We start from the raw sequence: 9186 nt of genomic DNA, 5'->3' as shown, positions 1-9186 counted from the left end.
CATGACCATTATCAGCGAGCTGGAATATGTCCCGTTCCCGCCGGACCCGCACAACTACAAGCCGGAGTCCCGCCATTCCTTGGTCATCGACCCCGTCCGCCCTGACGGTGCCTACGTCAAGGATCTGGTGCTGAATTTCGAGCGCCTGGCGGCAGGGGAGATAATCCCGGTCCACGTCCACACCAACGAGGAAGTCCTCATCATCGACGACGGTGAAGCCGAGGCCTTCTACGACGGGGAATGGCAGCCGGTCGGCCCGGGCGCCGTCATTATGGTGCCGCCCGGGGTGGCACACGGGTTCCGCAACAGATCCGGTGGCAGCGTCAGGCTGCACGCCGTATTCGCAGGTCACATCGTCGGAACGCAACTCCTCGAGCGCAGCCCGGCAGCGGGCACGGAGGACGATCCGCTGCCCGCTTCGTCCCTCATCGATTTCCGGAAGCTGTCGAGCTGATTTCCTCGGCACGGGCGTCGAAGGCGACCCGTGCCGCATCGATTTCCTGGAGGTTGTCCTCGGCCCAGGTGACGAGATGACCGACGACGTCGAGGAGCGTGTGACCCAGCGGAGTGAGCTGGTAATCGACCCGAGGCGGCATCACCGGATACATGGTCCGCGACACGATCCCGTCCCGCTCCAATTCGCGGAGCGTGACGGACAGCATCCGGTGACTTATCCCCTCGATGTCGCGCGTGAGCTCCCCGAATCGCTTGGTCTCCGTGCCGAGCTGCGAAACGACATGCAGCGACCACTTGTCCCCGATCCGATCAAGAATCTCCCGCGCCCGGCAGGCCGCCTCAGTACGACCAGACGAAAACTGCGCACTCATGGTGAGCTCCAATGCGATCGCGCCCGTAACCCTGACGAATCGTCTCAGCCAAGCTCTCACCACTGAGCAGAAGGCGTCAGCTTCCGATTACGGCGTGCTGGGTGTGCGGCGGTAGGCGATCAAGAGGGCTATGGCGACCAAGGGCTGGAGGATGTCCGTGGGGATGGTCCAGACGTTGCCCGGGGCCATGTTGCCGTGGGCGATCAGTTGCATGATGTGGCCGATGGCGTCGCCCAGGTAGAGGATCGACAGGGCGATGACCGCTGCCGTCAGGAACGATCCTCGCTTCCAGATGCTCAGGAAGCCGATGGTGCCCACCGCGATGTCGGCCCAGCCGACCTCCCACTGGAAGGGGCTGTGCGCGAAGCCGATGCCGTCCGCGATCTCCGGGGCGGACGGGCCGATGTGCTGGAGCCCTGCGAGCACTCCCAGGGCGCCGCTGCCGCCGACCCACCACAGCAGCCACAGCTCCACGACTCGGTGGCGAGTACGGCGGGCCGGGCTCCGGTCGACGAGCACGTGGACGAGCGGCGCGACGATGAGCACCAGGAACAGCAGGATCATGAAGGCCACCATGTGGCGAACACTATGAGTGACCCTGACAGCCTTCCGCCATCACGACACCGGTATGTCGGCGCATGATCTGTTCCTCCCCAGAACATGACCCTCGAGGAGCACCACCAGCCGTTCCATGGGTCACCGGTAGCCGGGGTGGACGCCTGGGGTGAGGCCCTGCTGGGCGGCTATCGCTTCCAGGAGTTCCTTCAGCTGGACGCGCTGCTTGTCGTCGAGAGCCGCGCAGATGTCGTTCTCGTGGGCCATCCCGAGGCGGCGCATTTCCGTCATGACGTGGCTGCCCGCCTCCGTCAGGTGGAGTTCGTAGTGGCGCCGGTCCGAGGGGTTGCGGCGGCGTTCGACCAGGCCCTTGCGTTCCAGGCTGTCGATCAACGCCACGACCCGGCTGGGCACCACGCCCATTTCCTCCGACAGGGACTGCTGGCTGCGCCCCGGCCGGGTGGCGATCATGCGCAGCAGGCCGACGTCCGACGGCACCACGCCCAGTTCGCCGATGCGGTCGGCGAAGCGGGCCGCGGCGTGGGCTCCGATCTGCGCGAGCAGGAACGCCGATCCGGGGCGTGGCATGGTCATGGAAGCGATGGTATCCCAGGCAGAACAGTTCTGTGCTATGAATAGTTCAGTAGAGAGAATGGAGCTGCGATGGCCCACTATCCGGACCTGGCGGGCAAGGTCGCCCTGGTCACAGGTGGTTCGAGAGGGATCGGCGCGGCGACCTGCCGCGCACTGGCCGCGAACGGGGTCAAGGTCGCGGTGAACGGCCGCGACGAGGCGGCGATCGACGCGGTGGTGGCGGACATCGTCGGCAAAGGGGGTGAGGCGGTAAGGGCGCCGGGCGACGTGACCGACGAGAAGGTCCTCGAACGGCTACGCGACCAGGTGGGGCCGGTGCAGATCCTGGCGACGTTCGCGGGGGGTCAGGGCGGGCCGATGAAGATCGACGCCGCGAGGTGGCGGGCGGTCATCGAGTCCGAGCTGACGTCGGCGTTCCTGACGATCAACGCATTCCTGCCCGGCATGATCGACCAGAACCATGGGTCGATCATCACGATGTCCTCCTCGGCCGGACGCAGGCCGGGCGGGGCGAACATCGCGTACGCGGCCGCGAAGGCGGGCGTGGTGATGCTCACCGGCCACCTGGCCAACGAGGTGGGCAAGCACGGGATCCGGGTCAACTGCCTGGCTCCCTCGGCGGTGCTCAACGACCGCATGCGGCGGTACATGTCCGCCGAGCAGCTGGACGAGCTGGCCGCCGCCTTCCCGCTGGGACGCGTCGGCCGGTCGGAGGACGTCGCCGAGGCGGTGCTGTATCTCGCCTCCGACGCCTCGTCCTGGGTGACCGGCGTGACGCTCGACCTGACCGGCGGGCGGGTGACCGGGTGATGGCGCGCACGCAGGGCGGTCCGCCGCTGGGGATCCTCGCCGTGATGTTCACGGCCCTGTTCGTGGCAGGGATCGGCATCAGCACGGCCATGGCGGGCGGGGTCACCTTCCCTTCGCCGTTCGCGGAGCAGGCGCAGATCCTGGCCTACTTCGCCGATCACCGGGACGCGGTCCAGGTGAGCGCGTTCCTGCAGTTCGCGGCCGCTGTCCCGATGGCGATCTACGCCGCCACGGTTTCCGTACGGCTGCGCGACCTCGGGATCCGGGCGCCGGGGGCGACGATCGCGCTGGCCGGAGGACTGCTGGCCAGCGGGTTGCTGGCGCTGTGCGCGATGTTCGGGTGGGCGCTGTCCAGGGAGCAGGCGCCCGCGGTGGTCCCCGTGCTGCAGGACCTGTCGTTCGCCACCGGTGGCACCGGGCACGTGGTCTTCCTGGGATTGCTGGTGGCGGGGATCGCGGTGCCCGGGTGGCTGGCCGTACTGCTGCCGCGGGCGTTCGCGCTGGCGGGGCTGGTCATCGCGGCGATCGCGGAGTTGTCCACCTTGACGCTGCTGGTTTCCGATGCGGCGTTCCTGTTGCCCGTGGCGCGCTTCACGGGGTTGGCATGGCTGATCGCGGCGGGATTCATGCTGCCGCGCACACGTAAGAGGATGGAGATCAAGTGAACACGGAACGACTCATTCGCTTCCAGCAGCCGCAGAAGGTGCTGGGCTACCTCGGCAGGCTCGACGAGGAGCGCGTAGCCGGACTGTTCGGGCTGGGCCTGGAGGCCTATCGGGGCATCCTCCAGGCGTTTGACGCCAGTGCGCGGCAGACGGCGGAGGAACTGCTCGCCGTACCTGGATTCGCGGAGAAGGTGGACAGGCTGCCCTTCGAGCCGGGCCAGCGGGTGGCGGCGGTGGGGGAGAGCACCACGGCCGACCGGCAGTCGTGGTTCGAGATTCTGCGCCACCTGCTGGCCCTGCGACGTCCGGGGGACGGGATCAGCCTGGTCAACCTGGCGGTATCCGGTCAGACGACCACCCAGGCGCTGGCGGCGCTGCCCGGCCTGTACTTCCAGCGCCCCGACTGGGTGCTGTGCATGCTGGGTGGCAACGACGCCATGCGCGTCGCCGCGCCCCACGGGCCGACCCAGGTCAGCATCGCCGAGACCGAGCGCAACCTGCGCGCTCTGGAAGAGAGCGTGCCGGCGCGCTGGGTGTGGGTCGCGCCGACGGCGGTCGACGAGGCGCGGGTGGCGGCCTACCAGCCCTTCCAGCAGGCCAGGCTCACCTGGGCCAACGACGACGTCGCCGCCGTCGCCAAGGTCATGCCCGGCACCCCGGTCGTCGCGGAGGGCGCCGACCTCATCGAGGACGGCGTGCACCTGTCGCTGGCCGGCCAGCGCGCGGTGGCGGCCGCCGTGGTCGACGCGCTCTCGTGAAGCTGCTCGTCTTCGGCGCCACGGGCGGCACCGGGGCGCGGCTGCTGACCCAGGCCCTCGACGCCGGTCACGCCGTCACGGTCGTCGCTCGCGACCCGGGCGCGATCGTGCTCCCCGACCGCGCCCGGTCGGACGTCATCCAGGGTGACGTGCTGGAACCTCACACGTGGAGCGGCGCGATGAGCGGTCATGACGCCGTCCTGTCCTGCCTGGGCACCCGCGACCGCAAGCACCCCACCACCGTCTACTCGCAGGGCACGGCCAACATCATCGACGCGATGAACCTGGCCGGGGTGCGACGCCTGGTGTGCCTGTCGTCGGCGGGTCTGGAGATTCCGCCGGGGACCCCGCTGGGGCAGCGGCTGGTCACCAGGTACGTCATCCAGCGGCTCTACCGGTACGGCTACGCCGACATGGCCGTCATGGAACGTATCGTCCGGGCCAGCGACCTGGACTGGACGATCATCCGCCCACCGATGCTCACCGACAGCCCCTCCACCGGGAAGACGACGAGCATCTCCCGGGCGGAGCTGGCCCGCCACATGCTGGAACACCTCGAGGACCGCAAGACCTGGCAGCAGATCGTTTGATGGCCGAACGGCCTAAGCCTCACGAAGGAGGGCCGGGGGGAGAAATCAGGGTCGGCATCGGTGGCTCCTCCGATGCCGTGCCGGGGCACGGTGACCGATCTTGATGCTGTGATTACCAAGACACTCGTGACAGGCGCGGTCGTGACGATGGTGGCCACCCCGGTGGCCGCTGAAGCTGACACCAGGCCGAACCCGCAGGCGCTGCTGGACAGGATCGTCGCCTCCGGCACGGTCTCGGCCATCGCCGAGATCCGCGACGGGGACAAGCTCTGGCGAGGCACCAGTGGCAAGGTGAGCCTGGGCAGTTCCCGGCCCGCCCCGATGAACGGCCGCTACCGCATCGGGAGCCCGACCAAGACGTTCACCGCCACCGTCTTGCTGCAGCTCGTCGAGGAGGGCAAGCTGCAGCTCACCGACACCGTGGAGCAGTGGCTGCCGGGGCTGCTTACCAAGGAGGACGTCACGGTCAAGAACCTGCTCCAGCACACCAGCGGGATCCCCGACTACACCAAGAACATGTTCGACGAGTACGGGCCCAAGGACCGCTACCGGACCTGGACCCCGAAGGAGCTGGTTGCCAGGGTGGCCAAGCTGCCGCCCGAATTCGCCCCGGGGGCCAGGTTCAGCTACTCCAACACGAACTACATCGTGCTCGGCATGCTGATCGAACGGGTCACCGGCCGGCCGTACGAGACGGAAGTCAGGGAGCGCATCGTGCGGCCGCTCGGGCTGAGGCACACCAGCCTGCCGGGAGCCTCGCCCCAGATCCCGGGGCCACACGCGCACAACTACCTGCCCACCAAGAGCGGCATGCTTGACGTGACCCGGTTCAACCCCACGATCGCCTACGCCGCCGGTGAGATCATCTCCACCACCCAGGACATGAACCAGTTCTACCGCGCGTTGTTCCAGGGCAAGCTGCTGCCCCAGGCACAGGTGAAGCAGATGCAGGAATCTGGCAAGCAGTACGGATACGGCCTGGAAGTGGCCCCGCTGCCCTGCGGCACCATGTACGGGCACGGCGGCGGCGGGCCTGGCTTCCGCACGGTGTCGTTCAGCACGCCCGACGCGTCCCGGCAGCTGGCGCTGTCGATCGCCATGCGTGACGGCGACGCCCAGGAGGCGACGATGAAGCTGCTGACGTCCGCCCTGTGCCCCTAATATCCCCCTTGTGGAGCTCCGGGAGATCGAGATCTTTCTGACGCTGGCCGAGGAGCTGCACTTCGGCCGGGCCGCGGAGCGGATGTACCTGTCCCAGTCGCGGGTGAGCCAGACCATCCGTCGCCATGGAGACGCGCGTGGGCGGGCGGCTGTTCGAACGTACCTCCCGTCGCGTGCGGCTGACCCCGCTGGGTGAGCGGCTGCGCGACGGGCTGCGACCCGGGTTCGACCAGATCCACCTGGCGCTGGCCGAGGCCAGGGAGATCGCCTCGGGGATCACCGGCGAGCTGCGGGTCAGCCTGCTCAACTTCGCCGCAGGCGGCCCGTCGTTCTCGCAGGTCGTCCGGGCCTTCACCACGGCTCACCCGGGGTGCGAGGTCGTGGTGTACGAGGCGTTCCCCAGCGAGGCGCTGCCCCGGCTGCGCCGCGGCCAGCTGGACGCCGTCGCCCACTGGCTCGGGCTGCCGCCGTTGGAGAGCGCGCTGATCTGGTCCGCCGAGCGCGAAACCGCCGCGGTCCGCGCGTTCGCCTCCATGGTCTGGCCGGACACCGGCTCGCCCAGCTGAAGGACCAGCCAGATCCGCGCGCGATCGCGCAGGACGCCCGGGTCGGCCAGCGGGTCGCCGTCCACCACGACCAGGTCCGCGAGCTTCCCGGGTTCGACGGTGCCGAGCCGGTCATCCAGCCCGAGCGCGCGTGCCGCGGTCGCCGTCGCCGCGACCAGGGTCTCGGCGCGGCTCATCCCGTGACGGACCATGCGCACGATCTCCGTCGCCGCGTCGGAGAACGGCTGCCAGTCGTGGCCCAGGGCGATCGGGACGCCCGCCGTACGGGCCGCTTCGAGCGTACGGCAGGCCTCGTCGAGATTCCGTCTGGCCAGGTCAGCCAGCCGCGGCGTCCACCCGGGCAGCCCCTCCGCGTGCGCTGCCACCCGGTAGCCGAGGCGGTGCGCCTCGTCGACCACCGCGGTCACCTCCGCTTCCGCCACGCCGGAGCCGCCCCAGGCCGCGCGGCTGTCACCGACGGTTGACAGAAATTTATCCACGCGAATAAATTTACTCGTATGGATAACAAAGTGCGGAACCTGTTCGTCGCGATGCTCGTCGTCTCGGTGGCGGCCCTCGGTGTCGCCGCGGTGCTCGGCGCGGAATGGCCAGTCTGGGTGCGCGGGGGAGCGGTGGCCGCCGCCTCGGTCTGGCTGATCTCGCTGACTGGTCAGGCCAGGCGCGGCAGCAGGGCGGCCTACCTGCGGATCCGGTGGATATCGATGATCGCGCCGCTGGGCATCGTGCTGATCATCGTCGCGCCCGACAGCGGCTTCCCCGTCTGGATGAAGGCCGAGCAGGGCGTGGTGGGCCTGCTGCTGATCGCCGTCGCCGTCCTGGTCAACCGCCCCGCCGTACGGCAGGCCTATGCCAAGCGTGGCAAGCTGGGGTGATGCGCGCGGCGACCAGGGAGGCAGCCACTCAGGCCCGCAAGGCCCAGATCATGGAGGCAACCATCGCCGTCCTGGCCGAGCGCGGCTACGCCGCGACCACGTTCGAAGCGATCTGCGAGCAGGCGGGGCTGAGCAGCAAGCGGCTCATCTCCTACCACTTCTCCAGCAAGGACGAACTGATGGCGGCCGTATCCGGCCAGGTGGTCGCGGACGCGGCGGCGTTCATGCGGCCCGCGCTCGACGCCGCGGAAGGCGCCCGTGAGCAGCTGGTGGCCTTCATCCGTTCGAACGTGGCCTTCCTGGCCGCCTATCCCGGCCATGTGCGGGCGCTCCAGCAGATCGTCCTCAACGGTGTCCCTGGATGGGACTCCGAGAGCGACGCGGCCGCGGACCGGCTGGCCGCGATGTTCGACCACGGGCAGCGCAGCGGGGCGTTCCGGCGCTTCGACAGCCGGCTGATGGCCATGACCCTGCGGGCCGCCATCGACGCGGCGGCATCCCGGCTGCTCGACGAGCCGGACCTGGAGGCCTGCGCGGACGAGCTGGTCGAGACGTTCGACAGGGCGACCAGGCCCGACTAGCCGATCACCGGCTTGAGGTCGACGATGGGGGTGCCGTCCAGCGCCTCCAGGTCGTTGACCAGGAGGGTCGTGCCCGAGACCGCCAGCACCGTGACCGGGTGGAGGCCGATCGGGTTCGGGCGGTGGGGCGAGCGGGTGCTGAAGACGCCGGTGAGCGGCTTGGCGGCGTCGCCGCGCGGGTGAACGGCGAGCACGCTCCTGTCGGCGCGGTCCAGCCAGGTCAGCACGATCAGACGGTCACCGGGGCGGATGTCCTTCAGGCCCTCGCGCACGGACTCCTCGAACTCCAGCCTGGCCTCGGGACCGCCTTCCGTGCCCTGCTTGGGGGCCGCGGACGCGTCCGTGAGCGGGGAACGGACCACCCCGATCGGGGTCAGCTCGAAGTCCATGAAGGCGATCTTTCTCCCGCGGGAAGGGGCTTGGCAAGCTCAGGTAGTGCTGGCACTACCCATGAACCCTCGTCCTGGCGCCAATGTGGCGGGGACGCCGCGAGGGTTGGATTTCCTGCATGAACACAACTTCTGTGCCGGGGCGCTGGGTCGAGGGTGTGGGGCTGCTGCTCGGACCGCTCTTCCTGCTGGCCGGCGTGCTGACCCGGGTCGACGTGGGCGGGGACTTCTTCCCCTATCAGCTGGCCGCCTACGCCAGGGAACCCGAGCGGATGGTGGTGTCCTACAGCCTGTTCGCGGTGGGTGTGGTGCTGCTGTGGCCCGCGGCCACCGCGGTGGCCAGGCTGTGCGGGCCAGGATGGGGGAGGTGGGGGCTGACGCTGGTGGTGCTCGGGCTGTTCGGCCGGGCGTTCCACCTCGGGGTGAGCCATCTGGCCTTCCACCTGGTGGACGTGCTCGGGCTCGCCCAGGCCACGAAGGTGGTGGAGTCGACCTACGGCGCCTTCCACGTCTTCAAGGCGGTCAACGTCGCGATCATGGGCGGGTGGCTGGTGCTGGCGATCGGCGCGTTCAGGGCCAAGGCGCTGCCCGTCTGGCGGTGCGCGGCACTGGCGCTGGGGCTCGCGCTGCCGCTCGGCGTGCTGAAGGGCAGCAGCGACCCGATCTCGTTCGTGGCCGTCGCCGGCCTGATCGTGGCCATGGCGCCGCTCGGGATCAGGGTGCTGCGGGAAGAGCCCGCACCGCGCTGGTGGGCCGTCGGCCTGGTGGTCGCCTTCATCCCCGCGGCGTTCTGGCTCGGCCTGCAAGGCTGAGCCGCG

General features: G+C 69.3%; 15 protein-coding genes. 10 read left to right on the top strand and 5 right to left on the bottom strand.

What is annotated here, in order from left to right; genetic code table 11:
* Position 1: 1 nt before the first annotated feature.
* Positions 2 to 454 (top strand): cupin domain-containing protein, encoded by a 453-nt coding sequence (locus ACIBHX_RS43850; RefSeq protein WP_397073851.1) that lies wholly within the window; start codon positions 2 to 4, stop codon positions 452 to 454.
* On the opposite strand, the gene ACIBHX_RS43845 is transcribed toward ACIBHX_RS43850, so the two are convergent.
* From ACIBHX_RS43845 to ACIBHX_RS43835, 3 genes are all read right to left on the bottom strand, one after another.
* Positions 426 to 827, bottom strand: coding sequence for a winged helix-turn-helix transcriptional regulator (locus tag ACIBHX_RS43845; RefSeq protein WP_397073850.1), 402 nt, complete (start codon positions 825 to 827; stop codon positions 426 to 428). The two genes, ACIBHX_RS43850 and ACIBHX_RS43845, sit on opposite strands and share 29 nt — an antisense overlap.
* An 87-nt stretch (positions 828 to 914) precedes the next feature.
* Complete coding sequence (locus ACIBHX_RS43840) at positions 915 to 1403, bottom strand: DUF6790 family protein (RefSeq protein ID WP_397073849.1); 489 nt, start codon at positions 1401 to 1403, stop codon at positions 915 to 917.
* Positions 1404 to 1523: 120 nt separating this feature from the next.
* Positions 1524 to 1976: a MarR family winged helix-turn-helix transcriptional regulator gene (locus tag ACIBHX_RS43835; RefSeq protein WP_397073847.1), complete on the bottom strand. Its 453-nt coding sequence runs from the start codon at positions 1974 to 1976 to the stop codon at positions 1524 to 1526.
* A gap of 69 nt (positions 1977 to 2045) precedes the next feature.
* Here ACIBHX_RS43835 and ACIBHX_RS43830 point away from each other — a divergent pair, with 69 nt between their 5' ends.
* The 6 genes from ACIBHX_RS43830 to ACIBHX_RS43805 all read left to right on the top strand — a co-directional run bounded on the left by ACIBHX_RS43830 (position 2046) and on the right by ACIBHX_RS43805 (position 6156).
* Positions 2046 to 2786, top strand: coding sequence for an SDR family NAD(P)-dependent oxidoreductase (locus tag ACIBHX_RS43830; RefSeq protein ID WP_397073845.1), 741 nt, complete (start codon positions 2046 to 2048; stop codon positions 2784 to 2786).
* The gene (locus ACIBHX_RS43825) at positions 2786 to 3451 is read left to right on the top strand and encodes a hypothetical protein (protein WP_397073844.1); all 666 of its coding nucleotides are present in this window, start codon (positions 2786 to 2788) and stop codon (positions 3449 to 3451) included. The genes ACIBHX_RS43830 and ACIBHX_RS43825 overlap by 1 nt, the downstream gene beginning before the upstream one ends.
* Positions 3448 to 4209 (top strand): SGNH/GDSL hydrolase family protein, encoded by a 762-nt coding sequence (locus ACIBHX_RS43820; protein WP_397073843.1) that lies wholly within the window; start codon positions 3448 to 3450, stop codon positions 4207 to 4209. The genes ACIBHX_RS43825 and ACIBHX_RS43820 overlap by 4 nt, the downstream gene beginning before the upstream one ends.
* Positions 4206 to 4799: an NAD(P)-dependent oxidoreductase gene (locus tag ACIBHX_RS43815; RefSeq protein ID WP_397073841.1), complete on the top strand. Its 594-nt coding sequence runs from the start codon at positions 4206 to 4208 to the stop codon at positions 4797 to 4799. Before ACIBHX_RS43820 ends, ACIBHX_RS43815 begins: the two co-directional genes overlap by 4 nt.
* Before the next feature lie 108 nt (positions 4800 to 4907).
* Complete coding sequence (locus ACIBHX_RS43810; protein ID WP_397073840.1) at positions 4908 to 5960, top strand: serine hydrolase domain-containing protein; 1053 nt, start codon at positions 4908 to 4910, stop codon at positions 5958 to 5960.
* A gap of 10 nt (positions 5961 to 5970) precedes the next feature.
* On the top strand, positions 5971 to 6156 hold the full coding sequence (locus tag ACIBHX_RS43805) for a LysR family transcriptional regulator (protein ID WP_397073839.1): 186 nt from the start codon (positions 5971 to 5973) through the stop codon (positions 6154 to 6156).
* A gap of 165 nt (positions 6157 to 6321) precedes the next feature.
* Here ACIBHX_RS43805 and ACIBHX_RS43800 read toward each other — a convergent pair whose 3' ends face one another.
* Positions 6322 to 7005, bottom strand: coding sequence for an amidohydrolase family protein (locus ACIBHX_RS43800; protein ID WP_397073837.1), 684 nt, complete (start codon positions 7003 to 7005; stop codon positions 6322 to 6324).
* 18 nt (positions 7006 to 7023) lie between these two features.
* Here ACIBHX_RS43800 and ACIBHX_RS43795 point away from each other — a divergent pair, with 18 nt between their 5' ends.
* Together ACIBHX_RS43795 and ACIBHX_RS43790 are read left to right on the top strand one after the other, a co-directional pair.
* Positions 7024 to 7398 (top strand): hypothetical protein, encoded by a 375-nt coding sequence (locus tag ACIBHX_RS43795; protein WP_397073835.1) that lies wholly within the window; start codon positions 7024 to 7026, stop codon positions 7396 to 7398.
* Positions 7398 to 7979, top strand: coding sequence for a TetR/AcrR family transcriptional regulator (locus ACIBHX_RS43790; protein WP_397073834.1), 582 nt, complete (start codon positions 7398 to 7400; stop codon positions 7977 to 7979). Before ACIBHX_RS43795 ends, ACIBHX_RS43790 begins: the two co-directional genes overlap by 1 nt.
* Here ACIBHX_RS43790 and tsaA read toward each other — a convergent pair.
* Positions 7976 to 8368: a tRNA (N6-threonylcarbamoyladenosine(37)-N6)-methyltransferase TrmO gene (gene tsaA / locus ACIBHX_RS43785; RefSeq protein WP_397073832.1), complete on the bottom strand. Its 393-nt coding sequence runs from the start codon at positions 8366 to 8368 to the stop codon at positions 7976 to 7978. The two genes, ACIBHX_RS43790 and tsaA, sit on opposite strands and share 4 nt — an antisense overlap.
* A gap of 119 nt (positions 8369 to 8487) precedes the next feature.
* Between tsaA and ACIBHX_RS43780 the strand changes: the two genes are divergently transcribed.
* Positions 8488 to 9180 (top strand): hypothetical protein, encoded by a 693-nt coding sequence (locus ACIBHX_RS43780; RefSeq protein WP_397073830.1) that lies wholly within the window; start codon positions 8488 to 8490, stop codon positions 9178 to 9180.
* Positions 9181 to 9186: the final 6 nt, after the last annotated feature.

The organism is Nonomuraea sp. NPDC050536 (assembly GCF_044457685.1).
Classification (GTDB): domain Bacteria; phylum Actinomycetota; class Actinomycetes; order Streptosporangiales; family Streptosporangiaceae; genus Nonomuraea.
The sequence above is the reverse complement of the archived record's forward strand: the minus strand, read 5'-3'. Positions and strand labels throughout refer to the sequence as shown.

Excerpts from the sequence above, each read along its gene's own strand:
- ACIBHX_RS43850 (WP_397073851.1), top strand. The coding sequence starts at position 2 with ATGACCATTATCAGCGAGCTGGAATATGTCCCGTTCCCGCCGGACCCG.
- ACIBHX_RS43845 (WP_397073850.1), bottom strand. The coding sequence starts at position 827 with ATGAGTGCGCAGTTTTCGTCTGGTCGTACTGAGGCGGCCTGCCGGGCG.
- ACIBHX_RS43840 (WP_397073849.1), bottom strand. The coding sequence starts at position 1,403 with ATGGTGGCCTTCATGATCCTGCTGTTCCTGGTGCTCATCGTCGCGCCG.
- ACIBHX_RS43835 (WP_397073847.1), bottom strand. The coding sequence starts at position 1,976 with ATGACCATGCCACGCCCCGGATCGGCGTTCCTGCTCGCGCAGATCGGA.
- ACIBHX_RS43830 (WP_397073845.1), top strand. The coding sequence starts at position 2,046 with ATGGCCCACTATCCGGACCTGGCGGGCAAGGTCGCCCTGGTCACAGGT.
- ACIBHX_RS43825 (WP_397073844.1), top strand. The coding sequence starts at position 2,786 with ATGGCGCGCACGCAGGGCGGTCCGCCGCTGGGGATCCTCGCCGTGATG.
- ACIBHX_RS43795 (WP_397073835.1), top strand. The coding sequence starts at position 7,024 with ATGGATAACAAAGTGCGGAACCTGTTCGTCGCGATGCTCGTCGTCTCG.
- ACIBHX_RS43790 (WP_397073834.1), top strand. The coding sequence starts at position 7,398 with ATGCGCGCGGCGACCAGGGAGGCAGCCACTCAGGCCCGCAAGGCCCAG.
- tsaA (WP_397073832.1), bottom strand. The coding sequence starts at position 8,368 with ATGGACTTCGAGCTGACCCCGATCGGGGTGGTCCGTTCCCCGCTCACG.
- ACIBHX_RS43780 (WP_397073830.1), top strand. The coding sequence starts at position 8,488 with ATGAACACAACTTCTGTGCCGGGGCGCTGGGTCGAGGGTGTGGGGCTG.